Source organism: Microbacterium testaceum StLB037 (assembly GCF_900104345.1).
Classification (GTDB): domain Bacteria; phylum Actinomycetota; class Actinomycetes; order Actinomycetales; family Microbacteriaceae; genus Microbacterium; species Microbacterium testaceum_A.
Genome location: NZ_FNJN01000003.1, coordinates 419331 through 444405, shown reverse-complemented (window position 1 = coordinate 444405; position 25075 = coordinate 419331). Strand labels below are relative to the sequence as shown.

At 64.6% G+C, this 25075-nt stretch carries 28 protein-coding genes and 3 tRNA genes; 12 read left to right on the top strand and 19 right to left on the bottom strand.

From position 1 onward, the window contains the following. Nucleotides 1-95 precede the first annotated feature (95 nt). Entirely contained in the window at nucleotides 96-722 is a 627-nt protein-coding gene (locus tag BLS25_RS08405) for an FMN-binding negative transcriptional regulator (protein WP_176786339.1), read from the top strand. Further along, entirely contained in the window at nucleotides 719-2212 is a 1494-nt protein-coding gene (locus BLS25_RS08400; RefSeq protein ID WP_074695067.1) for an amidohydrolase, read from the top strand. Before BLS25_RS08405 ends, BLS25_RS08400 begins: the two co-directional genes overlap by 4 nt. Before the next feature lie 166 nt (nucleotides 2213-2378). On the opposite strand, the gene BLS25_RS08395 is transcribed toward BLS25_RS08400, so the two are convergent. The 5 genes from BLS25_RS08395 to BLS25_RS08375 all read right to left on the bottom strand — a co-directional run bounded on the left by BLS25_RS08395 (nucleotide 2379) and on the right by BLS25_RS08375 (nucleotide 5796). Next, nucleotides 2379-2864: a Dps family protein gene (locus tag BLS25_RS08395; protein ID WP_056231037.1), complete on the bottom strand. Its 486-nt coding sequence runs from the start codon at nucleotides 2862-2864 to the stop codon at nucleotides 2379-2381. A 110-nt stretch (nucleotides 2865-2974) separates the two neighbouring features. Next, the gene (locus BLS25_RS16455; protein WP_074695066.1) at nucleotides 2975-4108 is read right to left on the bottom strand and encodes a signal peptidase I; all 1134 of its coding nucleotides are present in this window, start codon (nucleotides 4106-4108) and stop codon (nucleotides 2975-2977) included. A 74-nt stretch (nucleotides 4109-4182) separates the two neighbouring features. After that, on the bottom strand, nucleotides 4183-4674 hold the full coding sequence (locus tag BLS25_RS16885) for a hypothetical protein (RefSeq protein WP_074695065.1): 492 nt from the start codon (nucleotides 4672-4674) through the stop codon (nucleotides 4183-4185). Next, entirely contained in the window at nucleotides 4671-5192 is a 522-nt protein-coding gene (locus BLS25_RS16635; RefSeq protein WP_074695064.1) for a hypothetical protein, read from the bottom strand. The genes BLS25_RS16885 and BLS25_RS16635 overlap by 4 nt, the downstream gene beginning before the upstream one ends. 10 nt (nucleotides 5193-5202) lie before the next feature. Continuing rightward, nucleotides 5203-5796, bottom strand: a complete 594-nt coding sequence (locus BLS25_RS08375) for an alternate-type signal peptide domain-containing protein (RefSeq protein WP_056231050.1) — start codon at nucleotides 5794-5796, stop codon at nucleotides 5203-5205. A gap of 159 nt (nucleotides 5797-5955) precedes the next feature. Here BLS25_RS08375 and BLS25_RS08370 point away from each other — a divergent pair, with 159 nt between their 5' ends. Both BLS25_RS08370 and BLS25_RS08365 read left to right on the top strand, forming a co-directional pair. Further along, nucleotides 5956-6534 (top strand): gamma carbonic anhydrase family protein, encoded by a 579-nt coding sequence (locus BLS25_RS08370; RefSeq protein WP_056231054.1) that lies wholly within the window; start codon nucleotides 5956-5958, stop codon nucleotides 6532-6534. 10 nt (nucleotides 6535-6544) lie between these two features. Continuing rightward, nucleotides 6545-6904 carry an A1S_2505 family phage non-structural protein gene (locus tag BLS25_RS08365; protein WP_074695063.1) on the top strand — a complete coding sequence of 120 codons (360 nt, stop codon included), beginning with the start codon at nucleotides 6545-6547 and terminating at the stop codon, nucleotides 6902-6904. Nucleotides 6905-6914: 10 nt separating this feature from the next. On the opposite strand, the gene BLS25_RS08360 is transcribed toward BLS25_RS08365, so the two are convergent. The 5 genes from BLS25_RS08360 to BLS25_RS08335 all read right to left on the bottom strand — a co-directional run bounded on the left by BLS25_RS08360 (nucleotide 6915) and on the right by BLS25_RS08335 (nucleotide 10825). Beyond that, nucleotides 6915-7439, bottom strand: a complete 525-nt coding sequence (locus tag BLS25_RS08360; protein WP_143017874.1) for a hypothetical protein — start codon at nucleotides 7437-7439, stop codon at nucleotides 6915-6917. 252 nt (nucleotides 7440-7691) lie between these two features. Beyond that, nucleotides 7692-7764 (bottom strand) — tRNA-Ser (locus BLS25_RS08355). Between the two features lie 1177 nt (nucleotides 7765-8941). Then, complete coding sequence (locus BLS25_RS08345) at nucleotides 8942-9292, bottom strand: histone-like nucleoid-structuring protein Lsr2 (RefSeq protein WP_074695060.1); 351 nt, start codon at nucleotides 9290-9292, stop codon at nucleotides 8942-8944. 342 nt (nucleotides 9293-9634) lie between these two features. After that, nucleotides 9635-10495: an AbiJ-NTD4 domain-containing protein gene (locus BLS25_RS08340; RefSeq protein ID WP_074695177.1), complete on the bottom strand. Its 861-nt coding sequence runs from the start codon at nucleotides 10493-10495 to the stop codon at nucleotides 9635-9637. 51 nt (nucleotides 10496-10546) lie between these two features. Beyond that, nucleotides 10547-10825 carry a hypothetical protein gene (locus BLS25_RS08335; protein ID WP_074695059.1) on the bottom strand — a complete coding sequence of 93 codons (279 nt, stop codon included), beginning with the start codon at nucleotides 10823-10825 and terminating at the stop codon, nucleotides 10547-10549. Nucleotides 10826-10968: 143 nt separating this feature from the next. Here BLS25_RS08335 and BLS25_RS08330 point away from each other — a divergent pair, with 143 nt between their 5' ends. Both BLS25_RS08330 and BLS25_RS08325 read left to right on the top strand, forming a co-directional pair. Then, nucleotides 10969-11484, top strand: coding sequence for a hypothetical protein (locus BLS25_RS08330; RefSeq protein WP_074695058.1), 516 nt, complete (start codon nucleotides 10969-10971; stop codon nucleotides 11482-11484). After that, nucleotides 11481-11849: a hypothetical protein gene (locus tag BLS25_RS08325; protein WP_074695057.1), complete on the top strand. Its 369-nt coding sequence runs from the start codon at nucleotides 11481-11483 to the stop codon at nucleotides 11847-11849. The genes BLS25_RS08330 and BLS25_RS08325 overlap by 4 nt, the downstream gene beginning before the upstream one ends. Nucleotides 11850-11859: 10 nt before the next feature. On the opposite strand, the gene BLS25_RS08320 is transcribed toward BLS25_RS08325, so the two are convergent. The 9 genes from BLS25_RS08320 to BLS25_RS08285 form a co-directional block, all read right to left on the bottom strand. Beyond that, nucleotides 11860-12420, bottom strand: a complete 561-nt coding sequence (locus tag BLS25_RS08320; protein WP_074695056.1) for a recombinase family protein — start codon at nucleotides 12418-12420, stop codon at nucleotides 11860-11862. Between the two features lie 337 nt (nucleotides 12421-12757). After that, nucleotides 12758-12928, bottom strand: coding sequence for a hypothetical protein (locus BLS25_RS16880; RefSeq protein ID WP_176786338.1), 171 nt, complete (start codon nucleotides 12926-12928; stop codon nucleotides 12758-12760). A 178-nt stretch (nucleotides 12929-13106) separates the two neighbouring features. Then, on the bottom strand, nucleotides 13107-13346 hold the full coding sequence (locus BLS25_RS08315; protein WP_074695055.1) for a hypothetical protein: 240 nt from the start codon (nucleotides 13344-13346) through the stop codon (nucleotides 13107-13109). Further along, the gene (locus BLS25_RS08310) at nucleotides 13346-13720 is read right to left on the bottom strand and encodes a hypothetical protein (RefSeq protein WP_143017873.1); all 375 of its coding nucleotides are present in this window, start codon (nucleotides 13718-13720) and stop codon (nucleotides 13346-13348) included. The genes BLS25_RS08315 and BLS25_RS08310 overlap by 1 nt, the downstream gene beginning before the upstream one ends. A gap of 38 nt (nucleotides 13721-13758) precedes the next feature. After that, on the bottom strand, nucleotides 13759-14283 hold the full coding sequence (locus tag BLS25_RS16630; RefSeq protein ID WP_143017872.1) for a hypothetical protein: 525 nt from the start codon (nucleotides 14281-14283) through the stop codon (nucleotides 13759-13761). Between the two features lie 1305 nt (nucleotides 14284-15588). Beyond that, complete coding sequence (locus BLS25_RS08300) at nucleotides 15589-16161, bottom strand: zinc finger domain-containing protein (RefSeq protein WP_143017871.1); 573 nt, start codon at nucleotides 16159-16161, stop codon at nucleotides 15589-15591. A 166-nt stretch (nucleotides 16162-16327) separates the two neighbouring features. Next, nucleotides 16328-17812 carry a hypothetical protein gene (locus BLS25_RS08295; RefSeq protein ID WP_081349747.1) on the bottom strand — a complete coding sequence of 495 codons (1485 nt, stop codon included), beginning with the start codon at nucleotides 17810-17812 and terminating at the stop codon, nucleotides 16328-16330. A gap of 341 nt (nucleotides 17813-18153) precedes the next feature. Beyond that, nucleotides 18154-19299, bottom strand: coding sequence for a site-specific integrase (locus BLS25_RS08290; RefSeq protein ID WP_081349746.1), 1146 nt, complete (start codon nucleotides 19297-19299; stop codon nucleotides 18154-18156). A gap of 115 nt (nucleotides 19300-19414) precedes the next feature. Beyond that, a tRNA-Gly gene (locus tag BLS25_RS08285) sits at nucleotides 19415-19488 on the bottom strand. A 194-nt stretch (nucleotides 19489-19682) separates the two neighbouring features. Between BLS25_RS08285 and BLS25_RS08280 the strand changes: the two genes are divergently transcribed. From BLS25_RS08280 to clpX, 6 genes are all read left to right on the top strand, one after another. Further along, nucleotides 19683-19756 (top strand) — tRNA-Pro (locus BLS25_RS08280). Between the two features lie 72 nt (nucleotides 19757-19828). Then, nucleotides 19829-21331, top strand: coding sequence for a trigger factor (gene tig, locus BLS25_RS08275; RefSeq protein WP_074695050.1), 1503 nt, complete (start codon nucleotides 19829-19831; stop codon nucleotides 21329-21331). A gap of 178 nt (nucleotides 21332-21509) precedes the next feature. Beyond that, the gene (locus BLS25_RS08270; protein WP_074695049.1) at nucleotides 21510-21998 is read left to right on the top strand and encodes a tetratricopeptide repeat protein; all 489 of its coding nucleotides are present in this window, start codon (nucleotides 21510-21512) and stop codon (nucleotides 21996-21998) included. A gap of 77 nt (nucleotides 21999-22075) precedes the next feature. Then, nucleotides 22076-22660 carry an ATP-dependent Clp protease proteolytic subunit gene (locus tag BLS25_RS08265; RefSeq protein WP_056231069.1) on the top strand — a complete coding sequence of 195 codons (585 nt, stop codon included), beginning with the start codon at nucleotides 22076-22078 and terminating at the stop codon, nucleotides 22658-22660. 23 nt (nucleotides 22661-22683) lie between these two features. After that, the gene (locus BLS25_RS08260) at nucleotides 22684-23346 is read left to right on the top strand and encodes an ATP-dependent Clp protease proteolytic subunit (protein ID WP_056231073.1); all 663 of its coding nucleotides are present in this window, start codon (nucleotides 22684-22686) and stop codon (nucleotides 23344-23346) included. A 428-nt stretch (nucleotides 23347-23774) separates the two neighbouring features. Beyond that, nucleotides 23775-25043, top strand: coding sequence for an ATP-dependent Clp protease ATP-binding subunit ClpX (gene clpX / locus BLS25_RS08255; RefSeq protein ID WP_056231076.1), 1269 nt, complete (start codon nucleotides 23775-23777; stop codon nucleotides 25041-25043). Nucleotides 25044-25075: the final 32 nt, after the last annotated feature.

The following is a 25075-nucleotide window of genomic DNA, read 5'->3' as shown; positions in this document are numbered from 1 at the left end:
GAGCGGGTTCCGGGCTCTGCGACGGACTCAGGGACCGGGGCAGGAGGCGGCTGAGCCTGTTCGAGCCGCCCGGCGCCGCGTTCTAGGCTGATCCGGTGCGTCAGAATCCGATCTTCGCGATGACCGATGTCGGTGAGATCCGTCGTCTCATTGACCTCAACCCCTGGGTCACCCTCGTCAGTCAGACCGACGACGGCCTCGTTGCCTCGCACTACGCGGTCATGCTCGACGACACCCGGGACGACCTGACGATCGTGGGCCATGTCGGCAAGCCCGACGACGCGATCCTCGGTCTCGGCGACCGGGAGCTCCTCGTCGTCGTCCAGGGCCCCCACGGCTACATCACTCCGCGGTGGTACGGGGACGTCCCTGCCGTGCCGACGTGGAACTTCGTGTCGGCGCACCTCAGCGGCATCCCGGAACTCCTCTCTCCGGAGGAGAACCTGCGGGTCCTCGAGCGCCTGGTGGAGCGTTTCGAGGGTGATGGTGACGACGCGAGAGGGCTGTACGCGGTGCCCAACGACGCCGCCTTCGTCGAAAGGCTCGAGCGCGGAACCATGGGGTTCCGCCTCACGCCGACGCGGGTGACGGCGAAGCGCAAGCTCAGCCAGAACCGTCCCGCGGAGGTCGTCGAGACGATCATCGACGGTCTGACCGCCGAGGGGCGCCACGAGCTCTCCGCTGAGATGCGTCGCGCCGCCGACGCGCGGGTCCGCCCGTGATCGGCGAGAACGTCGGGTTCCTCCGCGCGGTGCGTGTCGCCGGACCCGGACGCGAATTCCTCCCGACGTCCGAGCCCGTCGACATCGTCATCTCCGACGGACGGATCGCCGATATCGCGCCGACGGGCAACCTGCGGCCCACCGGCGCCGTCCTCGAGGGGGAGGGCGGGTGGCTTCTCCCCGGGCTCTGGGACCACCACGTGCACGTGCTCCAGTGGGCCCTCGCGGCGGATCGTGTGCCCCTCGGCGAGGTGGCGAGCGCGCGCGACGCCGCGACGATCATGGCGCTCGCCCCCGAGTCCGACGGCCGCCGCGTCGGTTCCGGATTCCGTGACGGGCTCTGGTCCGACGAGCCGAGCCTGGAGTTGTTGGATGCCACCACCGGGGGCGTGCCGACGTACCTGATCAACGCCGACGTCCACAGCGTGTGGATGAACACGGCGGCTTTCCGACGCGAGGGCTTCGAGCCCGTGGCATCCGGGATGCTCGTCGAAGAGGACGCGTTCGAGATCTCGCGCCGTGTGAACGCCGTCGAGGCCGACGTCGCCGACGCCGCCGTGGAGCGCATGGCCCGCGCGGCCGCGGCTCGCGGGGTCGTGGGTCTCGTCGACCTCGACATGACCTGGAACGACGAACCCTGGCAGCGGCGAGCGGCGCGCGGATTCGACACGCTGCGCATCTCGTACGGCACGTACCCGCAGGACCTGGATCGGGCCATCGCCGAGGGTCTTCGCACGGGCGACCCCGTGAGGGGATCGTCGAACGGTCTCGTGCGGGTCGGGCCGCTCAAGGCGATCACCGACGGCTCGCTGGGCACCCGCACCGCGGCGTGCGCCCACCACTATCCGGGCGACACCGGCAACCACGGGTTGCTGACCGTCCCGCCGGAGGAGCTCGTCGACATGATGACGCGGGCCACGGCGGCTGGACTCGAGTGCGCGATCCACGCCATCGGCGACGTCGCGAACGCCCACGCGCTCGACGCGTACGCCCTCACCGGCGCGGTGGGCACCATCGAACACGCGCAGCTCGTCGCTCACGCCGACATTCCGCGCTTCGCCCGTCTGAGGGTCGCCGCGAGCGTGCAGCCCGAGCACGCGCTCGACGATCGGGACATGACGGATGCCATCTGGGCCGAGCAATCCGCCCAGCCCTACCCGCTGCGGGCCCTGGCCGACAGCGGCGCGAACCTCCGCTTCGGTTCCGACGCGCCCGTCGCACCCCTCGACCCGTGGGCCGCGATGGCGTCGGCGGTGTTCCGCACGCGCGACGGACGCGACGCGTGGCAGCCGCACCAGCGGGTCGACATCGACACGGCGATCGCCGCCTCGACGGCGGGGGGATCGACCGCACCCGCCGAGATCTCACCGGGCGCCCTCGCCGATCTCGTCATCGTCGGGGCCGACCCGCTGATCGCCGACGAGCGTGGACTGCGCGCGATGCCCGTGCGGGCGACGCTGCTCGCGGGTCGCGTCACGCACGGCGCCTGACGCACGATGGTTCTTTTGGCGTGAGGGGTCACTTTCTGTCGCTGGGCGCGTCTCCTGGCGACAGGAAGTGACCCCTCACGCGCGCGGTGGAGGGGCGGGGGAGCGGGAGACGTGCCGGAACGACGAAGGGGGCGGTGCCGAAGCACCGCCCCCTTCGAGGAACGTCTTACGCGGCGAGGTGCGCGAACAGGAACCAACGGTCCTTGTCGAGGCCGCGCTTGATCTCGATTGCCACGTCCTGGCTCGACATGTCGATCTCGTCGAGACCCTCGATGGCGGCTTCGATGTCGACGAGCACCGCGTCGATGTCGGCGATCACGGCGCGGATGACGACGTCGGACTGCGCGAAACCGGCCGGGACCTCGGTGGCCTTCGCCTTGGCGGCGACGGTCGACAGGCGCGAGTCGATGGGAAGACCCAGGGCGACGATGCGCTCGGCGGCCAGGTCGGCCCACTCCTGCGCGTGAGCGACGACCGAGTCGAGCAGCTCGTGCACGCCGATGAAGTTGGCGCCGCGGACGTGCCAGTGCGCCTGCTTGCCGTTGACGACGAGCGCCTCGAGGCCGATGACGACGGGGGAGAGGAACTGGGCGGTGCCGGCGGCCATCGTCGGGTCGACGGTGGTGGCGGCGGGGGTCTGGACGGTGCTCATGTGTGCTCCTTAGGCGACGTTCGAAGTCTCGATGGATGCAACGCTACTCACGTGGCAGCATTCCGCAAGCAAGATGAGGCTCGGCTAAATCCCTGGTGAATAGGCAATCCTCACCTTCCTTGATCGCGTCTCAGCCCTACGGCGAGACCGAGGGTCACCACCGCGGCGGCTCCGGCGACGAGCATTCCCCAGGGCGTTGAGCGGATGCCGGTCCACGCGAGGGATCCTCCGGTCTGGGCCGGGTCCGCGAGGGACGGACCGGGTTCTCCGGTCGGAGGGTCGCTCGCCGTCGCGTCCGTGAGCCGGACGACGGGAGTCACGACGGCGTCAGCGTTACGCGAGAGGTTGCCGGAGGCGGCATCCATCCTCACTCCGAGGTCGATGCGCAGCGTGTCACCCGGCGCGATCACCGAGCTCACCCACTGGTCCCCCTGCGGCACCGGGCTCGAGGCCACGACCAGGGTGAGCGAGCGCGCGAACGAGGTGTCGCCCGGGTCCGAGCCGACGGGGGCGGTATCGAGGCGCAGGCCCGCCCGTGCCGGATCGGGACTCGCGTTTCGGATCCACAGGGTGGAGGTGAGCGTGCCACCAGGAACGATGCGGTCCGGCTGGTCGAACAGGCGCACCGCTCCGTCCGAGACGAAGCGCGCCCCATCGTCGCTCACGAGCAACTGGCTGGACGAAGCCGATGCGGGAGTCGGCGTCAGCAGGGGAGCGGATGCCGTGACGAGGATCAAAGCGAACGCCGTGGTCGTTCTCCGGTGGCGATGCGAACGGACGAGATCGAAGATGAGCAGGACCAGGCCGTAGCCGACGACCGCGACACCGACCGCCGCGATGACGATCCCGCGCTCCTGTCCTCCGAAGACGATCCCGGGATACCCGAGATACGGCACCGCGAAGACCACTTTTCCGCGAAGTTGCTCGCTCTGCACCGGGGGATCGTCGGCGTCGTTGGCGTCCCCTCGCGTGATCAGCAGCCGCGCGCCACCGGTGCTGCTGGTCGTACCCACGACGCGGTGCGTGACCACGGCGGGCTCGCCCGAGCGCAGTTGATAGGTCACGACATCTCCGACCGAGACGTCGTCTATCGAGGACGGGCGGACCGCGATCAACGTCCCCGGTGGCATGCCCGGCTGCATGCTCGCGGTCAGGACGGTGTACGTCTGTGCGCCGAGGAGCAGAGGGATCACCACAGTGATCAAGCCGAAAAGCGACACCGCGACGAGAACGATGCTGCCCACGATGGCGCGCGTCCGAGCCCACCCCGGCCGTTCCGGCGGCGGAGTGGTGGAGCCGGGAGTGCGGGGATCCTCGATCAGTTCTGACACTTGACGCCCCCGAGCAGTCCGCCGACCAGGCTGGAGAGGACGACCGGCTGCCCGTTGCTGGGCGGTGACGTCCACTTCTGGGTGACGGCGGTGACGGTGATCACGACAGTGCCGCCGTCGAGCAGCGCCCTCACCACCGACGCCAGGAGCGATGTCAGCACCGAGCCGGTGATGTCGATCGTCGTGGCGGTCACGCCCGTCGCGACCACCTGGGCGGCGCCGTTCGCGGAGTTCGTGGCGGTCACGGTGTACGACGTCGCGTCGGTGATCGGGGACCACGAGATCTGCGCGTACGACGACAAGCCGAGTACCGCCGGCTTCGACGTGCACGTCGTGACGGGCGCCGCGAGTGCGGACGTGCTGAGCGAGAACGCCGGCGCGGAGGCGGTCGCACGCCACGCGGCCGCGGCGGCGGTGGGCACGGTGAGCGCCAGGGCCAGGGCGGCGGCGACGGCGACGGCCGCACGACGACGGGTCACGATGTCGCCTGATCGACGGTGATGGTGATCTGCGGGGTGAGAGCGATCGCCTGGGTTGTGGACGGAGCGTTCGGGTCGAGAGTGACGCGCAGGCACAGGTCGACCGACGCTCCGAGCGCGTATCCGCCGGCTGGGGCGTACCCACCCGCGGGCAGGGGCGTTCCCGTCCCGCAAGCCCCGACGAACACCTGTGTCGAGACGTACGGCGCGAGCGCTGCCGACACCGACGCCGCAGCGTTCACTCGCCAGCGCAACGTGTCACCCGACCCGGTCGCGCTCACGCGCAGGGCTGCGGTGTCGCTGGAGCGCCCCGGTAGGAGCGGTTTCCACGCACTCCAGCTTCCCGTCCAGCTCGCCGCGGCTCCGAGCGAGCCGGTCGAGGTCACCCCAGCGGTGAGCGGGCGGCGGTCCGACCAGACGGCGTGTGCCGCCACGGTGCCGGGGCCCAGCACGAGCGCTGCGACGAGGACCGCGGTCCACCGGACGCGCCGTGGAACGCGATCGTCGCGACGGTGCATTGTCAGTCCCTCAGCTGGAGGCCTGGGTCAGCGAGAACGCGAGCTGGTTGAGGTCCACGGGCGTGTTCACGCCCACGAGGTTGGGCGTCGTCGAATCGAAGGTGACCGTGACGGTGGCCGTCAGGGTTCCGGCCGTGGCGGGAGTCACGCGATAGGTGTTGGTCCCCGTCTGCGCTCCCAGTCCGGTGATGTTCACCGCGACCTTCACGTAGGGGGCTGCGGGACCGGTGACGAAGCTGGCGCCCTGGGTGACCGCGAGGTCGGCGGCGAGGGTGTCGCCGACGAGGGTGACGGTGACCGGCTGCGTGAGCGTGAGTACGTCGCCCGGGACGATCTTGACGTTGGTGAGGTTCGACACCGACGTCGCCTGCCCGAGGACGCCCTTCAGGCTCCACGAGCCCGTGCCGAGCGACAGGGCGAGGTTTCCGGAACCTACGGTCCCCGCGGTCAACGCGGTCTGCGTGGTCCAGAACGCGTAGGTGCCGCCCCCGCCGAGAAGCAGGGCGGTGCCGGCCGCGATCGCGAGGATCGCCTTGGTGCGGCGGTGTCGTCGGGCCGGGCGGGCGGTGCGGGTGCGGGTAACGGGTTCGGTCGACTGCGACATGAGGTCTCCAAGGGCGATGCGGCTGTGGTGGGACCGAAACTATGAGCCGTGATCAGGATCGCCGCTACTGATCCGCGGGCCGGAGCTACGGTGTTCGCCCACCCTCGGTAGTGCTCTCGCGCTTCTCGGTAGCTCCTCGGTAGGGCTAGCCTCGGGCTCATGCCGATCGCCCCCGATGCCTCTGTTCTCGCCCTCAGCGGAGCCGCTCCGAGCCTGGACGACACCGCGTTCGTGGCGTCCGGTGCGCGCATCATCGGCGATGTCACGCTCGGCGAACAGGCCAGCGTCTGGTACAACGCCGTCGTGCGCGGTGACAGTGCGCGCATCGTCCTGGGCGCGCGCAGCAATCTGCAGGACAACGTGTCCGTGCACGTCGACGCCGGGCGCCCGGTCACCATCGGTACCGACGTCTCGGTGGGGCACAACGCCGTCGTGCACGGCTGCACGATCGGTGACGGCTCGTTGATCGGTATGGGCAGCGTCGTCCTGTCGGGCGTCGAGATCGGTCCCGGGTGTCTGATCGCCGGGGGAGCTGTCGTGCTCGAGGGCACCGTCATTCCCGAGGGATCGCTGGTTGCGGGCGTCCCCGCGAAGGTGCGGCGCGCGCTCACGCCGGAGGAACGGGCGAAGATCCTCCGCAACGCGCAGACGTATCTCGCGCACGTCGAGCGCCACGGCTCGGCGAGGCGGATTCAGGATGCCGCAACCCCGGCGGACGGCGACAGTTCCGGCGCGTAACCTCGCGCGCATGCACATCACATCGCTCGCCCCGAGTGAGATCTTCGTCTTCGGCTCGAACTCGTCGGGGGCGCACGGCGGGGGAGCGGCGCGGTTCGCGATGGACCGCTTCGGCGCGATCTGGGGTCAGAGCGAAGGCCTGCAGGGGCAGTCGTACGGGATCGACACGATGTCGGGACTCGACGTCTTCGAGGAGCAGGCGCGGCGATTCGTGGCCTTCGCCGCGGAGCATGCAGAGCTGCGCTTCCTCGTGACCGAGGTGGGCTGCGGCATCGCCGGTTACCGACCCGCGCAGGTCGCGGGCTTCTTCGCGGGAGCGGGCGAGAACGTGGTCCTGCCGGAATCGTTCACGAGGGAGCTCGAGCGCTGATTCGCCGGCGTCAGCGTCCGAATTCGAGCGCTCCGCCGGCGAAGCTCACGCCGTCGGGCAGTCGGGCGTCGGTAGCCTCAGGGCTCACGGGGAAATCCAGGTCGAAGGCGTCGACGTCGTCTGCCGTCGCGGAACCCGAGAACGCGACGCTGTATCGCGCCGGGAGCAGCGAGGCGTAGGTCGACTCGGCCCCCAGGTCGAGGGTGAGCGCGCCCGAGATCACCAGCCGGCCGTCTCCGCCGCCGGAGCGGAGAATGGTCGGCATGCCCGACCACTGCTCGATTCGCGGCGGATCCGCCTGGTCGAGCATCAGATTCAGCTCACGGTCGTCGTCACCGAGGCGGAAGTCGACCTGGACGGCGACCTTGTCGTCGATATCCGTGGCGACGGAGATGCGCGCGTCGGCGGGGTGTTCGACTGCCTTCGCGTAGAACTCGTCGGTCATCGCCTCTCGTGCGAACGACGTGGTGTCGGAGAGGTACGTGGACGCCTGCTGCGCGTCACCGCGTTCGAGAGCGGTCATGAACGCGGTCACCGTCTCACGCTGCGCGCTGAAGTCGCCACCGGAATCGGGACTGCCGGCGCAGCCAGCGAGACCGGCCCCCATGATCGCTGCGAGCGACAACGCGAGAGCTCGCCGTGTGACCGTCGTTCCGCGCATCGTCCGCCCCGCCCTCCGCCAGCGTGTGCGCCCCCGCGCACGGCAGAAAACGTAGCAAACACCAAGGCGTCAGCGAGAAAGTCGCGAATCGATGCGCGATGCGCTAGCAACGGCTCGGACAGGAATTGGAGGGGCTGACGAGAATCGAACTCGCATCATCTGTTTGGAAGACAGAAGATAGTACTGCTGGTTTAGCCCCCTCATCAGGGTTTCACGGGCATAGTGTTACGTACACCTTAACCCCCTATCGCGCCGTTTAGAGGATGTTTTGTGTCACGACGGTGTGTCACGAACGTCGAACCACGCGACTTTTCGGTCTGCGGCGTGTCGCGGGCCTGCCAGTGTTGCGCCGTTCGAACATGCGTTCGATACTTTGACCATGCATGATGACGGACCGCGATGGCACCCCATCATGCTCGCACGTGAGTCTCCACCGGCTCACTGGATCTTTCTAGACTCGAAGCGTGAGGTCGCCGGTCGCATCGAGCTGCGGCGTACCGACGACGGACCGCGATACCGGGTTGAGCACCGAGGCCAGTTAATCGGGTGGGCCACGTCGCTGAAGGTGGCCTCGGAGCGTCTACACCGCGTCATCATCCAAGAGGGTGTTCCGGGTGGGGGCGTTAATGGCCTTCGCTAGCGGGTGCTCGCCGTTGAGTCACTTTCCAACCCACGTCGAATCGCCGCACGAAAGGTAACTACCTGAAAGTTTTCCGCAAGTTTCTGGCGCGCGCGTCTCACACGACCGCTGGTACCGGAAACCAACGCAGGGATTGTCTGGGATTGACCCAGCGACGGGCGTACTACCCGTGCGGACAAATTCCGGCGGAGGGTGTGCCCGTCGCTGGCCCCCGCAGTCAGCCTCGGTGCACTCGCGACACGCCGTGTGGACACGCCAATATTGCCGACCGGGCCGGGGCGATGTCGGAGGCCGAACGTAGACTGAAGATCCAGCAGGTCACCTCCTGAAAAGGAGAAAGCCCCGGGTTGACAACCGGGGCTGACTCGCTGGGATGCAAACGGCGACCAGTAGACGGCACGAGCCGCCTACAGGGCCAAATCGGGCCGTCCGGGGCTGCAACCTCGGGCGGCCCACCCTCGTCTGAGGGCAGTGAGTAGTGACCTACTCACTCTCGATGCTAGACGCTTGTCGAAGTACGCGCACACCTCTTGGAGTGGACGCCTACCTCATCGAGTGGGGCTACACCGTGGACACTACGCCGGGGGTCCGACATTGGGTTGCAGTCAGCTGGGAATACTGTGTTTCGGGCACGAGTAGACCGGCTTGCCTTTGGATGATGCGGATTTCCCGTCGAACGCCACTACCTGCATGCGCTCGTTGCACCCAGGGACGGGGCACTTCCGTTCGTCGTACATCAGGCGTGCGCCTCGTCGTACTTTGCCAGCACATCGTTCGAGAGGCGACCACGGCCACCCTTCTGCACATGACCCTGCTCTTCAGCCCACGCACGAGCGCCCGGACGACTCTTGCCAGCCTTCGGCGTAGGGCTTTTCGGGGAGCCGTAGTAGCGGGTGTACGCCTTGCTCGCTTTGTCGATATACGGCGCGAGGAAGTCATCTAGCTTCTTCGCGCTGTTGACGCCAAGGTCAATTGTGTAGTGGTCACCGCCGTAGGAAAACTCGACCGTCTGAAAGTCGTCTTCTTCAACAATCTCGCCGGTCAGATCGTCGCGGTAAATATAGGTTTTAATTTCTTCTTTTGCCATGAGTCACATGGTAGCGAAGAAATGTTTCCTACAACAAACTGTCACGGTCTGGCAAGTGCAATCGTGATAAGCCAACGCGTAAGCGTGATTGACTGTTCGAGTCCCGCAACGATGGCGTCCCGTTCGAAACCCCGGTACTTCACGGCGACGCGCTGAACAATTTCTAGATTCTTGGCCCTGAAGATGTCCTTCTGCGCGTTCCACATGAACATTCTCTCGTCAAGGTAATAATTCTGCCGCACGTAGCCAGGACAACGCAGTTGACGCACACGAGTGCACTAGGCCGCCGGAGTCCGGCGAACCCCGCGCCTAAGGCGAGAATCGGCCTTCGGCCCCGTGCGGTCAAAGCAGACCGGCCTGCCTGCCTTCCTCGACAAGGTAGGAGACGAACGCGGAACACGTCACCAGAAAGTACTTCGCGAGTGCCTGATCGACCTCAGCCGCTTCGAGTCCGCCGTGCCTGATGCCGGAGCCGTCGGACGTGTACCCGTACATCTTCGACCACGCCTCCTTCAAAGCGGGATGGAGTTTTACCCCTGACCCTTCCAGCGCTTGGAGCCCCGCACCGAGCGTCCTCGCGCCGGTAATCGTCCTGACGACAGCCTCGACAGCCGAGACAGATTCCTTCATCGAGTTCGGGTAGTCAGGAACCTGTCGGTCAGCCAAGAGCTCGACAGCCCGATTCAGTGCATGCCGTGCCCCCGCTAGCTGCGCAGCGGCCTCCTGCGCCTCGGTCACAGCTTGAGCTTCTACGGTCGAATCGATCGGAGTGACCTCCAACCCGATGAATCGGTAGCCGACCAGAAACCGCTCAAAGCTTCTGTTGCAAGAGTCAGTCAGTGCAGAAAATAAACCACTTGTCCAGAATGTCTGGTGTCGTTCGAGACTCTTGGCGATGGCTTCAGTCAGGTCGAGAACGTCATACCACTCTGCTCGCAGGATATGATGCTTGATAGCGCCCCAGGTTGAGTCAGTCTGGCCAATCTCGTCAAGCGGCTGATGCAACTCAGACGTCCAGATGTCGGCAAGCAGATTGGCCTCAGTGTCGTCGTCGAAATTAGACTCGTATTTTGCTTCGTCGATTTGATGGCGCAAGCGCGTGATGACGTTCCAAAGTTCTATCCGAGTCTCTTGATCTAGGTCCTCGGATTGCACGAGACTTCTTGCATGCCTATGTCCGAGGCGTTCAGCAAATCCAGCCATCATCCGTCCCATCCATTCCGGTGACCGCCCAACAACAACCGCAACTATCGCCTAAACCGGTTTGATTTGCTCGCGTGCGGCTTCGTCGAAGGTGTTGTACTCGTGAGCGCCAGACCCACTGCGCATGAAGGCCGTGGATGGCAGCCGGCGGACCGCCCCGTGCGGGATACTCAACCCGCCGCTCGTCCGCCTCTTCAAACCCCAAATCTCGCCGACCGGTCGACGGTCGCATTCGACCTCTGCGTCAACCCACTTCAAGACAAACGCATCTAGGGCGAGGGCGGTCTCCATGTCGACAACGTCGCCGTGCAGGTCCGTGTACTCAGGCATGCCCGGGAGAGTACACGAGTCGGAGTCTGACGCTCCGACTCGTGAGGAGACAGGCCGCAAGGCCCAGAGGGTGTTGGGCAAACTGCGCGACGTAGGCACCTGGGCTTCGAGTTCCGCCCGATAGGCTCAGAGGAGATGCGGGGGTGGTCGGGCTGGAAGAAGTGTATGTATGGACGCCGAGCGACTGGTTCGGCCTAAGCCAGCTAGTCGTCGGCGTCGCGGGGTTAGCCTTCGCTGGCTATCAGCTTCGGCGTACTGCTGTCGCGACGGAGGCGTCGCAACAACTACTCGCACGACGGTTGCTGACGAACGACCTCCTCGTGCTTTTACCCGAGGTGCGCGACCTCGAGGACTCAGTTGAGAGGGCGGTGCGATCTGGTAACCGCGACCAGACTTCCGATGCGTTGCGAGCATACGTTCAGCGCATCCCCACCGTCATAGGGCATCTCAAGGCGGACGTCGAACTCAAGGACGAGAACCTGGTGAAGCTCCTCGGGCAAGCTGTGAGCGCCGCAGGCAACGCCAAGGGCAACTTGTACGAAAGTCCTGCAGACTCCGTCGATTCGATTGTGAAGGCTGCGCGAAAGAAGATGATGGCCGCAACCATCGAACTAGGCGAGTTGATGGCTCGCATCCAAAAGCAGGAGGTAGCCAAGTGAGCACCGTCGCCGAACTTATCCAGATCGCAGAGTCTCTGCTGGCTCGGACTCGCGAAGGCGCCCTGACGTGGGGAACGAACGACAACTGTGGCGACGACGAGTACTACGCCGAGACAGACAGATTCGGTTACTACGTCGGCTCACGGGACAACGATGGCGAATCACCGTACCGGGTCGAGATTTGGCGTACCCGACCTGACGAGGAAGATATCAAGCTGCTAGACGCAGTGACGGTGAACGACTACTTCGATGCGCAACCTGCTGTGAAGGCGCTCGTAGAAGCTGCGCGCCAGAATCTCGCCGGTCTGCGTCTGTCCTTGCTGGAAGAAGTCGAAGCTGACTTGATGAAAAAGACGCCGTTCTGACATTTCGACATCAGAGGGTGCTGAGGACACGGTAGAGGGTCGCGGGACTGATCCCAACCATCCTCGCGATTTCTGCACGGCTGTACTCTCCGCTTGCAACAAGCTTCCTGATAGTCGCCAGCTTCTTTGCATCAACCACGGAGGGTCGCCCGCCGACCTTGCCTTGAGCTTTGGCAGCCTCTAGACCGGCGCGTGTGCGCTCGACGATTGTGTCTCGTTCGAGTTGAGAGAACGCCGCCATGATGGTGAGCATCGCCTGCCCCATGGGGCCTCTCGTATCGATCTGCTCTGTCAGGGATCGGAACGTGGCTCCGCGCTCTGTGATGGTCCTGACGGCTTCGAGAACATGAAGAGCGTTCCGTCCGATGCGGTCGAACTTCCATACCACGACTTCATCACCATCTTCCAGGCGGTCGACGAGCTTGTCCCACTCCGGTCGCGAAGCCAGGGTGCCTGACAGGCCCTCGTCTGCGTAGACGCGCTTCAGTCCGTCGACCCTCGCCATAGCTTCGCGCTGAAGGGCAGCGTTCTGATCTTTTGTGCTCGTGCGGATGTATCCAAAGCTCGCCATGAATCTACTGTCGCATAACTCGTATCGCATTACTAGGAGTAGCGAGAGTGAGTTTTGAGAGTGTCAGACGATGCGCTCCGTGGACTCTTTGTTGCTCTCATCCATCCCTCGTTTTTGAGACACAGAGAAGTGCCCCCTCCCTTGCCGCAACCCAGGAGGAGATTCCAAACGGCAAGAGAGGGGGCAGTGCGCCCCGCCACCGGTCCCGCACAGAGGCGGGTTCGGATTCTCGTAGGCGGCGGCGCAGTCACGAGCGGAGCACAACCAACACTCGTGACGTTTGAGTCGCTCTCGCTCAGACCCGGCCTTAGGTACCTACTGAGCGAGAGCGACGGTCTTAGGGGAGTTTGAAGCCGCGAGATTCGAGCGCCCACTCGGCGACAAGGCGTCGAACGGTCATCGCGGATTGTTTCTCGTCGATGTCGGCTCGGGTCGGGTCTTCGAGTACGTGGCTCAGCTTGCGGAGGCTGTCGAGGATACGTCCAGCCAGGGCGGGCATGTCGGTCATCGTGCGACCCTCTCGGCGAATGCGATCAACTCATCGATGGCTCGGCAGTCGTCTGCGGTCACTTCGTCTCTCAACAGAGCTTCCAGACCTGCCAACCGCAGATCGTCTAGAAGACGACGTGCGGCCGTTCTCTCTGAATCGCGCTCGAAACGCTCGGCTCTGTCCAAAGCGTCCCTCATCATTGGTCGTCTCCACTGTCGATCAAGCGAGCAAGGATGTTGACCGTCATCGACAGCGATGATCGCTGCGCGATGCCGAGGGAGGGGTCACCGGGGTCGAGGGAGACCCGCAGGCGTTCCAAGATGCCTAGAGCGATGTGCAACTCATCCGGCGTGGGACGCTGCGCGCCGTTCTCTTCGAACGCCGCGATACTCTCCCGCAACGCCGCTGCAAGGCGCTGTCCGATTCCGGAGACCATTAGAGGAGTCCGCTCGGGTCGTAGGTCGGCACGTAGCCGAGAGAGGTGGATGTGGGCTTACGCCCGTATACCTCTCTCGTGCGCTGCAACGCTTCAAACCGCTCGACGGGATCGGTAATTGCAAGCGCCATCAGGCGAGCGTCCTCTCGTGCACGGTCGCGACCGGCAGTGTCACCCGGCCCGTTCCAATGCGTGACGCTCTCGGGGCACGCACCACGAGCGAGGATGACCTTTGACCAGCGCTCGATCTGCGCCTGGTCGTCGTCCACGAGGTCGAGCCAAGAGTTGCCGTCGCGATCCTTCGAGTCGTCGAGGAGTTCGTCGTCGACTGTGAAGGTGTAGCCGCGGTGGCGCACCTCATGTCCAACCCGCATGCTCGCGAGAAGATGAATTTGGTCTCCGACGTTTACTGTCATGAGTTCGCTCCCGGGGTTGATGTGGCTAGCGCCTCTCGGATGGCGCGAGCGTCGTTTGCGAAACGCGGGCTGCGTTCCATTCGGTCGAGTAGCTGGCGAGCCGTCTCGTCGTCTCGCAGATGGGCAACGACCATCTGCACAAGATCGGCTCCCTCTGCCAGGTGGTCGGCGATGGCGGTGTCATCGATGCCGAGATGATCGCCAAGACGAGACAGCGCATCCAGTTCTGCGCGGATAGCACGTGACTGCACGAGCGGCGACGAGCCATGACGGCTCTGACGACGGACATCGCGGGCGTGATCGGCGGCTTCGAGCGCACGAAGGATCACGTCAGTCACGCTCACCTCATCCGCGAACACCTTCGCTAGCTCGCTCTTGCGAGACAGTGCGTATCGTCCCGTCGCTGCGAGGCTTAGTCCAAATAGGCTGCTGATGTCGCGATAGCTGACACCATCGTCGATTGCCTGGTTAATGCGGGCAAGCTGAGGATGCTTCTCCACGGTAGATAGTCGTTTTGCCATGCCTCACCTAGATTCGTCTGGGTGAGTAGGAGCCGGTAGTAGAGATATTTCGACGGATACCGAGCGCCGCCGGTTCTCCTACTCACCTTTTACTATCGATCATTCGCGTCTCGACTTACCGTCATCCGCGAGACAAATGTGAGACGCGCAGCGTGAGAATCTAGTTCTGGTCGCTGAGCATGGTTAGGGTCATGTCGACGAGACCGTCTAGACGATCAAGCGACCTGACGTAGCTCTCGCTGCACTCCTGCCACCTAGTGAAGATGTCGTCTGCATTCATGACTCCTCGCTTCCATTCGAGCCTGAGGGCATAGCTCCCCATTAAGACCGTGAAGTTATTCTTGATGATGCGTAGCATCATCCGTCCCCTTATTAATCATCTTCAATAAGCGGTGAAATTCCCCCCTGCGATAGCCGGAAAGATTCGACTATCACAAGAGGGATGTAGAGCTTCGATCAATGAAGGGAGCCAACACCCCGAGTCCGGAGACTCCCACGGGTACACGCACCTCAGACCATGGCGGTGTGGGACTGCCCGGTGGCGTGGAGACAGTCGATCTGGAGGCTCTTTGAACGTTGCCCCTCTAACGGACATCCTCGCGAGTATGAGTCGCGGCTCTTTTGGTAACGCAGGAGACCTACTGCGGCATCACACCTGCACGGCTTACGGGTTCCCGGCACCCACGGAGGATTTCTCTACTCAACGTTTCGGCGGGATGGGGAAGTCGGGACCCCGGTCGATGACTTCCATTCCATCGTGCGGTGCGAACACCACGAGACAAGTATGGCAGAAAAACGACCGCTCCCGAGATAAGCGCGGGTGGGCTTGGAAAACAAGAAATTGGAGCCTAGGAGGGCAGAGGAAACCCCCTGGTCGCTGATGGAAGTCCGGGACCAGGGGGCAATAAGAATCCTAGCGCGAATAGTAGGGCGAGTGAGATAAGAGCGATTAGGCCGACGACGACGACGACTAGGCTCGTACAAATCGCGCATTCGAGCCTCCGCTTGCGGGTGAGGTTCCGAGCGCGGGCAGGTGAATTTCCCGCCTCCGTCGCTTGGCCGTCTGCCCCTTCTCGTAGCGTCGGTGACATGACTTCGAACAAGCTTACCCGGCGCGCTCTCGCTCGTCTGCTGCGCGTCAGACCGTCGACCCTCCGAGCATGGGAGGAGGCTTAGGTCGGACCGCTACCGGTTCGGCGCGGGCGCTACGACCGCGAAGAAGTCACAAGATGGCTTCAGGAGGTGGACTTCGCCACCCGAGCCCTGGATTCCTGCGCTGGTGCAAGGGGTGCTCTCCGACATCTTTTATAGCGACAGTCGATTTCGGCCTGCGTGGTTTTTAGCCGGATTACCGGTCTTGGTCCGACAGACGGTGCCGGCCTCGGAACCACATGAAGGGCAGTCGCGACGCAGGTCTTGTGTGACTCTGAACTGCCGCTCCAGATCGCGGTAGAACTCGTCAGTGTCTTGAGCGTGGCCGTCAGCGAGAAGTTCCTTCACCTCGTCAGGGTTCGCCTTGATGACCTCGTACCACTCGGCGGGCGTGACGAACGACACACCGAAGGCTTTGAACATCGAGCGCAAGAACTGAGCGTGCGCACGCGGGCCGCCCGGACTGCCGTTCAGAAGCCGGGTACCGGCGACTCGTAGCTCTGCAATCAACAAGACCTCGGCGTAGTCCAATTCAGACGGGTCGTCGTAGTAGCCGAGAACCCGCTTCGTGAAATGCTCGACGCCCAACGCCGCGATCATGGGCGTCAAGAAGTCGCCGCTGCCAAGATACTTTTCGATGCTGTGTCGGTCCAGGCGGCGCGACTGGCCCGCGTAGACGTGCTCGTTGACGTCGTTGGTCGTGACGTACAGGTACCCAATTGCCATGATGTCCCCCGGGCACACGTTAGTCGGTCACATGTCGGCTCGAGTCTCGTTTCGCCTGGTTTTGTCTCGATGTCGGTACGAGTGTCGGCGACAGGGTTAGAGCGCTGTCGACGTCGCCTGCTCAGATGAGGCCCGATGCGGAGGAGGGTGAGTTTTGCCCCAACCTTCACATCGAGTAGCCGACCAGGTCATCGAAGCGTGTACGGATCAAGGCAAACCGTCGCTGGGCATCATCCGCTGCGTTCACCGTGGCTTCGAATTCCTTAAGAAGGACTAGAAGGTCAGCGTCGTCCAGCACGATGACGAAGCCGTGACCATCCAGAGCCGCAGAGCGGCACCGGTCGAGCATTCTCTGCTTGTTGGTCAAAGTCCGGCAGACGAGAAATCCGACCTGTCCGCGCTGCGGAGAGAGGCGCATAGCGATCTGGTCGAGTTCAGGGTTCGCTACATCCTCGAAGTAGTTTTTGCACTCGATAGGGACGTAGGCGGCAGGCCAGTGCAACGCGAGCCATCGGAACAAACCATCTGCGGCCACGTTGTCATAGGTGATATCGATGCGCTTCAAGCCATGAAGTGTGACCTCCAAACGCTGGTTGCCCAAGCTTCCCGTGAAGAGTGCAGTGAGGTAGGCGGCGACCGCGCGGTGGTAGGCCGTCGCTCCCGCCTTTCCCGGTTGTATCGCCCGAATCTCCTCGTAGAGTTCACGAAGATTGGGCGGCGGCGTTCCGGTGCTCTCCGCCAGCATGGCCAAGGACAGGGGTGCCTGTGCTTCCGTGGATTTAGCGGCACGGTAAGCCTCCATCGCAGCCGGGAACGTCTCGGCGTGCCTGGCGACTGCGGTCTTGGATGTTCCGAGGTGCTCGTCCAGCGCGCCCTTGTCGACTCGGAGTGCTTGATTTTTCTTACCCTGGCGGATGAGGGTGACGAACTCCGAGTTGACGCCCTTCTCTAGTTCCGCGCCCTCGAAGAACGGACGAAGAAAACCTCGGTAAAACTGTCCCTTGTCATAGGTCGGATGCAGGCGAACGATCGCCTTGGGGACGAGTACAAGTGGGCCATCTGGCACACGCGGTAGGTCGAAGTCCGCTTCGCGCCACGTCCTCGTTTCGGAATCCCAGTGTGGACCGGCGAACTGACGCTGCAGAGGGATGCCGTGGAAGGTTGCCTGGCTGACGGTGTACTCGATTAGGTGTACGCGAATGACGCAAGTCGCGATATCGCTGAGGATGTCGCGGCCTATGCCGTCGACAAACAGGACCGTATCTTCCAGGTCTTCGATCAGTCCGCTCGTCATGGCGCGGCTGCCGCGCAAAGCGTCGACCAGGTCGTCGGCGCGCTTCCTGCTACCTAGCGAACGTCCTTTGGCTTTCCCGCTGCTCACGCCGAGATGTGTCTCGTTTGGCTCGCTAAGCGGGTAAACGAGGGATCTGATGTGCGTGAGGTCGTTCGCGCGGACCGCTTGCAGGAGTGTTTCGAAGTAGACGGCGATAGAGTGCGCGCAAGCTTCGGCCCAGTCTCCGAGTTGGGTGCGGATCGCCGTGGGGTCGATGTAAACGGGGACGTCTCCCATGACGTCGACGTCGACGAAGTCCAGTGCACCCTGCTCTAGCCCCAGGTTGAATATCTCAGAGACTCGTTGAATACCGCTCACGTGCTTTCCCCCCGGTGGCGCGACTCGTTCGAAGCATAACGAAGACATCGTGACCGCCAGGACTCTAGACCGGCGCACCTTCTAAGAACGGGCGGGGACGTTCCCGAATCTGACGTATGCCCAGCTGTCAGTCACGTCCGTTGCGATCTATCTGGTCAGACGCTTGACAGAGTGAGTGCCGCCACACCGCGTCGTCCGCCAACTCGCTAGGCACTTTTCGGGCCGTTCGCCGTGGCGAGAGGGAGCCACCTAACCAGTCAGTAAGATGTCTGCTCGGCGGAATCAGGCTGGACCACTAGAAGATTCTCTGAGGGTGGGGCAGCGGCCCGGCGAAGGGCGCGTCAGTCGGTCTCATTCTTCGGCATCTCCGCTCGCGGCACCAATTGTCCTCGGGCAAGCTGGAGGGCGGCGTCTGCGGCGTCAGCCATACCTGAGTCTGCTTCTAGACGTGCGTGCTGATACTTCAGCGCTGCGGCTGTCGTGGAGTGACCACCGCGTAGCTGAACATTCTTGATGCCCTGCCCGGTGCCCTCTGCGATGGTCAGACCCGTGTGACGGATGTCGTGCACGTGAAACTGGGGGAGTCCCGCCTTCTCCCGAGCCTTGCGCCAGTGGTACTGCAAGTACGTGCGGGTGATCGGAGAGCCGTCCTCCCGGAGAAAAAGTGGATCAGAAGGCTTGGTGCCGATTCGACTAGCCAGCATGACCCTGACCGGCGCGAAGCTGGACGGGAAGACGGTAACCGTTCTCTTCGAGCCGTACTTGTTCCCTGCCGGTGCTTCGCCGTCCTTGCGAATCTGACGCACCAGGGCGACGGTGCCTAGCTCTAGTGACACGTCAGCCACCGTCAGTGCCACAACCTCACCTAGGCGAGCGTGGCTACCGAGCATGAACTCGAAGATCATCCGTGCTGGCTGCGGTGCCTGAGCAACGATGCGGTCGAAGTCGGCGGGGGACATGTATGGGCGGTCCTTCGCGACGGTAGCCCCGGCGTCCTCTACCTGGCACGGGTTCTCCGCGATGTACCCACGAGCGACGGCGTAGTTCATGATCGACCGCAACGCGAAGTAGGTGTTCCTTCGAGCGACCGGACGCTTCTCCATGGTGGGAGTGTGCCACCAGACCTCGATCTTCCAGCGGTCGATCTGGTTAAGAGGTATGCCCTTGAAGTACGACACCACGTGGTTGTTCAGTGATGCCAGGTTCTCGGTACGGGTGCGCTCGGAGAGCTTCTTCCCTCGCGTCTTGAAGTACTGGTCGATGACCATCTCTAGGCCGTTCTGACCTTTGCGCGTGGGTTCTTTCTCTAGACCCAAAGTGAAGCGCGCTTGCACCTTCGCCAGCGCCTCTTCTGCGTCCTCCCACGTCTCGAAGGTGCCGAGGTTCGTGAGCACTCCGTTAGCGCGGTAGCGACCCCGCCAGCGACCACTAGGCAGCACGTCGATGGTGCCGTAGCGAGGTTGGCGACCAGCCTTCTTGCGAGGCATCTAGACCCCTCCATGACTCAAAACTAGAAATAGCTTGTGTCACGGAGTGTGTCACGATGTGACACACGCTCTGCGCCTTGTGAGGTAGTTCCCGCGTGATCTCGCGGTGGAAAGGTGGAGGGGCTGACGAGAATCGAACTCGCATCATCTGTTTGGAAGACAGAGGCTTTACCACTAAGCTACAGCCCCGGAATTCCGCGGTTTTCTGACGAACCGCGGAGTCGGACGACACCCACTCTACGACACCCTGAGGCCCGTCGCGAACGCGGGGGAGTCGGCATCCCTCCGCTCTCGTACGCAAGGGGGTCGGCAAAATCGGCGCAGCCAGGGGGATCGACTAGACTTTCAGCGGTCGTTTCGTCGGCGCGTGCCGCGCGCCGCCCCGGGGCGTAGCTCAGCTTGGTAGAGCGCCCGCTTTGGGAGCGGGAGGCCGCAGGTTCAAATCCTGTCGCCCCGACGAACGGCCCCACAGACCACAGGCCCAATCGGCCCCCGCGTGCGCGCGGGCCACACGAGGAGAACGAACCGCATGGTCAACAGCACCGTCGAGAAGCTCAGCCCCACCCGGGTCAAGCTGCACATCACGGTTTCGCCCGACGAGCTCAAGCCGAGCATCGCCCACGCCTACGAGCACATCGCCCGCGACGTGCAGATCCCCGGCTTCCGCAAGGGCAAGGTGCCCGCGCCGATCATCGACCAGCGCATGGGCCGCGGCGCCGTCATCGAGCACGCCGTCAACGAGGGGCTCGACGGGTTCTACCGCGCGGCCGTCGAGGCCAATGACCTGCGCGTCATCGGTCGTCCGAACGCCGAGATCGTCGAGCTCCCCGAGCTCAAGGACTTCTCGGGCGACCTCATCGTCGACGTCGAGGTCGACGTGCGCCCCGAGTTCGACCTGCCCGCGTACGACTCGATCACGGTGACGGTCGACGCCGCCGAGGTCGACGAGGCCGGTATCGACGCCGAGCTCGACCGCCTGCGTGCGCGCTTCGGCACGCTCATCACGGTCGACCGTCCCGCCAAGACCGGTGACTTCGTCGAGCTCGACCTGGTCGCCACGATCGACGGCAACGAGATCGACCGCGCCGAGGGCGTGTCGTACGAGATCGGCTCGGGCGAACTGCTCGAGGGCATCGATGAGGCCATCGAGTCGCTCACGGCCGACGAGCAGACCACGTTCCGTTCGAAGCTGGTCGGCGGCGAGCACGCCGGTGAAGAGGCCGAGGTCTCGGTCACCATCACCGCCGTCAAGGAGCGCGAGCTCCCCGAGGCCGACGACGACTTCGCGCAGATGGCGTCGGAGTTCGACACCATCGCCGAGCTGCGCGAGTCGCTCAGCGAGCGCGTGTCGCAGCAGTCCGTCTTCACGCAGGGCTCGGCCGCGCGCGACAAGTTCATCGAGGCGCTCCTCGAGGCCGTCGAGATCCCGGTTCCGCCGCAGCTCATCGAGGACGAGGTGCACCAGCACCTCGAGGGCGAGAACCGCCTCGAAGACGACGAGCACCGCGCCGAGGTCACCGAAGCGAGCGAGAAGCAGTTCCGCACGCAGATGGTGCTCGACAAGATCGCCGAAGATGCCAACGTCCAGGTGTCGCAGGACGAGCTGACCCAGTACCTGATCCAGTCGGCTGCGCAGTACAACATGGCGCCGCAGGACTTCGTCAACGCGCTGCAGCAGGGCAACCAGCTGCCCGCGCTCGTCGGTGAGGTCGCCCGCAACAAGGCCCTCGCGATCGCGCTCGGCAAGGTCACCGTCGTCGACACCGACGGCAAGCCCGTCGACCTGACCGGTTTCGTCGCCGTCGAGGGCGAAGAGCCCGTCGAGGGTGACGACGCTGCGGACGAGGCTCCCGCCGAGGAGGCCGCCGCTGAGGAGGCTCCCGCGAAGGCTCCCGCCAAGAAGCGCGCCCCCGCGAAGAAGAAGGCCGACGCTGACGAGGCGCCCGCCGCTGAGGAGGCTCCCGCTAAGGCTCCCGCCAAGAAGCGCGCCCCGGCCAAGAAGAAGACCGACGAGGCCGCTGACAGCGAGTAAGTCGTGACGAAGGGGGCGGATGCCGTGGCATCCGCCCCCTTTTCCGTCCCCGGGCGCCGTCCGGGGGGAACGGCCCCGTTGAGTGTCCAGAACACTCGGACCGCGTCTCGAAGCGTCCGAGTGTCGTGGACACGCAGTGCGTGAGCATGGGGTCAGAACGATGATGAGGATGCGACACATGAACGACTGGCAGAGCAGAGTGGATGCCGTGTGGGCCGATGACACGCTCAGCCCCGAGCACGTGATCGAGCGGATCGACGAGCTCGCCACCGAGCGCCCGGCGGACGATGCGGTGGCGCTGTTCGAACGCGCCGGGGCGCGTGACTCGGCCGGCGTCGAAGACGAGGCGGAGGTGCTGTACCGCCGCGCCCTGGAGATCGGGCTCGACGACGAGCGACGCACGCGGGCGACGATCCAACTGGCGAGCACGATCCGCAACCTCGGCAAGACCGAAGAGTCGCTCGCGATGCTCGAGGCGGAGTACGAGCGCGAACCGCGCGGGCCTCTCCACGACGCGGCCGCCGCCTTCTACGCCCTCGCGCTCGTGTCGAACGGAAAGCCCGAGCGGGCGGCATCCATCGCCCTTCAAGCTCTCGCCCCGCACCTGCCGCGCTATACCCGTTCCGTCACGGGATATGCGCGAGAAATCGCCGACCAGGCGCGCTGATCCGCCCGCGGCGAACACGGCATCCCGCTCCGGAACGCGCCGGTAGATTCATTTCAGATCACGGAAGAGGAGCACACATGCCCGAACCCCTTATGGCAACGAGCGTCTTCGACAGACTGCTCAAGGACCGCATCATCTGGCTCGGTTCCGAGGTGCGCGACGACAACGCCAACGAGATCTGCGCCAAGATCCTGCTGCTTGCCGCAGAAGACCCGCAGAAGGACATCTACCTCTACATCAACTCGCCCGGCGGCTCGATCACGGCCGGCATGGCGATCTACGACACGATGCAGTTCGTGCCGAACGACATCGTCACCGTCGGCATCGGCATGGCGGCCTCGATGGGCCAGCTGCTGCTGACCAGCGGTACCAAGGGCAAGCGCTACATCACGCCGAACGCGCGCGTGCTGCTGCACCAGCCCCACGGTGGCTTCGGCGGAACGTCGAGCGACATCCAGACGCAGGCGCAGCTCATCCTCGACATGAAGCGCCGTCTCGCCGAGATCACCGCGGCCCAGACCGGCAAGAGCGTCGAGCAGATCAACGCCGACGGTGACCGCGACCGCTGGTTCACCGCTCAGGAAGCCCTCGAGTACGGCTTCGTCGACCACATGCGCGAGCACGCCACCGACGTCACCGGCGGCGGCGGAACCGCGGCCTGAGCCGAGAGGAAAAGGACACCATCATGAACATCCCCACTTTCGGCGGCGCCGCATCGCACATGCCCTCGAGCCGCTACGTCCTTCCTCAGTTCGAGGAGCGCACGGCCTACGGCTACAAGCGCCAGGACCCGTACAACAAGCTGTTCGAAGACCGCGTGATCTTCCTCGGCGTGCAGGTCGACGATGCGTCGGCCGACGACGTCATGGCGCAGCTGCTCGTGCTCGAGTCGCAGGACCCCGACCGCGACATCATCATGTACATCAACTCGCCCGGTGGCTCGTTCACGGCCATGACGGCGATCTACGACACGATGCAGTACGTCTCGCCGCAGATCCAGACGGTCGTGCTCGGTCAGGCCGCCTCCGCGGCATCCGTGCTGCTGGCCGCCGGCGCCCCCGGCAAGCGTCTCGCCCTGCCGAACGCCCGCATCCTGATCCACCAGCCCGCCATGGGCGAGGCCGGACACGGACAGGCGTCCGACATCGAGATCCAGGCGCAGGAGATCCTCCGCATGCGCACCTGGCTTGAAGAGACCATGGCGCGTCACACCGGTCAGGACGTCGCGAAGGTCAACAAGGACATCGACCGCGACAAGATCCTCTCCGCCGCCGAGGCGATGGAGTACGGCATCGTCGACCAGGTGCTCACGACCCGCAAGCGCACCCCGGCGGCCCTCACCGCCTGACGCGCTCGCGACACGACGAAGCCCCGCAGACCCGTTTCGGTCTGCGGGGCTTCGTCGCGCACGGGGCGTGAATACGGCCGGTGCTCGCGCAGGGTCGGGGATTCGCGCAACCTCAGCTCGACGGGGCGGATGCCGACGGAGGTTGTGCAGATCGCGGAGGTTGTGCGCGCGGCGACGAGAGCTCCGCACAGGATCAGGGATTCGCGCAACCTCAGCTCGCAGGGAGAATTCGAGCCTGAGGATGTGCAGATCACGGAGGCTGCGCGGCAGGGAAGGTCCGCGCCCTCCGCGGAAGCGCGACGGGACGCAGTGTGTCCGCCGTGGGCGATCACGACACCGCCGCGCGCGCGAATGCCCTTGGATCACCCGGGCTCGGGTTAGGCTCGGGTAACACACCGGCGGGGGCCGGGTGACGGGAGGAACCGGCCATGGCACGTATCGGTGAGAGCGCCGACCTGTTCAAGTGCTCCTTCTGCGGCAAGAGCCAGAAGCAGGTACAGCAGCTGATCGCCGGTCCGGGCGTCTACATCTGCGACGAGTGCGTCGAGCTCTGCAACGAGATCATCGAAGAGCGCATGGCCGAATCGTCGGCCGGCGAGGTCGCCGAGTTCGACCTGCCCAAGCCGCGCGAGATCTTCTCGTTCCTCGAGGAGTACGTCGTCGGGCAGGAGCCCGCCAAGCGCGCCCTCGCCGTCGCCGTCTACAACCACTACAAGCGCGTGCGCTCGCACGGCACCCTTCAGCCCGCGGAGCAGCGCGCCGAAGAGATCGACATCGCCAAGAGCAACATCCTGCTGCTCGGGCCCACCGGTTGCGGCAAGACCTACCTCGCCCAGACCCTCGCGAAGCGCCTCAACGTGCCGTTCGCGGTCGCCGATGCCACCGCGCTCACCGAGGCCGGCTACGTCGGTGAAGACGTCGAGAACATCCTGCTGAAGCTCCTGCAGGCCGCCGACTTCGACGTCAAGCGTGCCGAGACCGGCATCATCTACATCGACGAGGTCGACAAGATCGCCCGAAAGGCCGAGAACCCCTCGATCACGCGCGACGTGTCGGGCGAGGGCGTGCAGCAGGCGCTGCTGAAGATCCTCGAGGGAACGGTCGCTTCGGTTCCGCCGCAGGGCGGCCGCAAGCACCCGCACCAGGAGTTCATCCAGATCGACACGACGAACGTCCTGTTCATCGTGGCCGGGGCCTTCGCGGGCCTCGAAGAGATCATCTCGGCGCGCGTCGGCAAGCACGGCGTCGGGTTCGGCGCACCGCTGCAGCGCAAGGAAGACGCGCCCGACCTATTCAGCGAGGCCCTGCCCGAGGATCTTCACAAGTTCGGCCTGATCCCCGAGTTCATCGGTCGCCTGCCCGTCGTGGCATCCGTCTCGCCCCTGGACCAGGACGCGTTGATGGAGATCCTCACGGCACCGCGCAACGCGCTGGTCAAGCAGTACCAGCGGATGTTCGAGCTCGACGGTGTGCAGCTCGAGTTCGAAGAGGACGCGCTGCGCGCGATCGCCGACCTCGCCGTCTTGCGGAAGACCGGCGCGCGCGGTCTGCGCGCAATCCTCGAAGACGTCCTGGGCCCGATCATGTTCGACGTGCCCTCGGCCGACGACATCGCTAAGGTCGTCATCACGCGTGCGGCCGTCGAAGACCGCGCGCAGCCGACCATCGTGCTGGCGCAGAAGCGACGGAGCGCGTAACCCGCTTCGCTCACACCTCACCTACGGACCGG

Excerpts from the sequence above, each read along its gene's own strand:
- BLS25_RS08260 (WP_056231073.1), top strand. The coding sequence starts at position 22,684 with ATGAACATCCCCACTTTCGGCGGCGCCGCATCGCACATGCCCTCGAGC.
- BLS25_RS08300 (WP_143017871.1), bottom strand. The coding sequence starts at position 16,161 with ATGGCAATTGGGTACCTGTACGTCACGACCAACGACGTCAACGAGCAC.
- BLS25_RS08315 (WP_074695055.1), bottom strand. The coding sequence starts at position 13,346 with ATGGTCTCCGGAATCGGACAGCGCCTTGCAGCGGCGTTGCGGGAGAGT.
- BLS25_RS08375 (WP_056231050.1), bottom strand. The coding sequence starts at position 5,796 with ATGTCGCAGTCGACCGAACCCGTTACCCGCACCCGCACCGCCCGCCCG.
- BLS25_RS16880 (WP_176786338.1), bottom strand. The coding sequence starts at position 12,928 with ATGACCGACATGCCCGCCCTGGCTGGACGTATCCTCGACAGCCTCCGC.
- BLS25_RS08270 (WP_074695049.1), top strand. The coding sequence starts at position 21,510 with ATGAACGACTGGCAGAGCAGAGTGGATGCCGTGTGGGCCGATGACACG.
- BLS25_RS08320 (WP_074695056.1), bottom strand. The coding sequence starts at position 12,420 with ATGGCGAGCTTTGGATACATCCGCACGAGCACAAAAGATCAGAACGCT.
- BLS25_RS16635 (WP_074695064.1), bottom strand. The coding sequence starts at position 5,192 with ATGCACCGTCGCGACGATCGCGTTCCACGGCGCGTCCGGTGGACCGCG.
- BLS25_RS08265 (WP_056231069.1), top strand. The coding sequence starts at position 22,076 with ATGCCCGAACCCCTTATGGCAACGAGCGTCTTCGACAGACTGCTCAAG.
- BLS25_RS08335 (WP_074695059.1), bottom strand. The coding sequence starts at position 10,825 with ATGCCTGAGTACACGGACCTGCACGGCGACGTTGTCGACATGGAGACC.
- BLS25_RS08340 (WP_074695177.1), bottom strand. The coding sequence starts at position 10,495 with ATGGCTGGATTTGCTGAACGCCTCGGACATAGGCATGCAAGAAGTCTC.
- BLS25_RS16630 (WP_143017872.1), bottom strand. The coding sequence starts at position 14,283 with ATGGCAAAACGACTATCTACCGTGGAGAAGCATCCTCAGCTTGCCCGC.
- BLS25_RS08310 (WP_143017873.1), bottom strand. The coding sequence starts at position 13,720 with ATGCGGGTTGGACATGAGGTGCGCCACCGCGGCTACACCTTCACAGTC.
- BLS25_RS08365 (WP_074695063.1), top strand. The coding sequence starts at position 6,545 with ATGCACATCACATCGCTCGCCCCGAGTGAGATCTTCGTCTTCGGCTCG.
- BLS25_RS08395 (WP_056231037.1), bottom strand. The coding sequence starts at position 2,864 with ATGAGCACCGTCCAGACCCCCGCCGCCACCACCGTCGACCCGACGATG.
- BLS25_RS08290 (WP_081349746.1), bottom strand. The coding sequence starts at position 19,299 with ATGCCTCGCAAGAAGGCTGGTCGCCAACCTCGCTACGGCACCATCGAC.
- clpX (WP_056231076.1), top strand. The coding sequence starts at position 23,775 with ATGGCACGTATCGGTGAGAGCGCCGACCTGTTCAAGTGCTCCTTCTGC.
- BLS25_RS08345 (WP_074695060.1), bottom strand. The coding sequence starts at position 9,292 with ATGGCAAAAGAAGAAATTAAAACCTATATTTACCGCGACGATCTGACC.
- BLS25_RS08370 (WP_056231054.1), top strand. The coding sequence starts at position 5,956 with ATGCCGATCGCCCCCGATGCCTCTGTTCTCGCCCTCAGCGGAGCCGCT.
- tig (WP_074695050.1), top strand. The coding sequence starts at position 19,829 with ATGGTCAACAGCACCGTCGAGAAGCTCAGCCCCACCCGGGTCAAGCTG.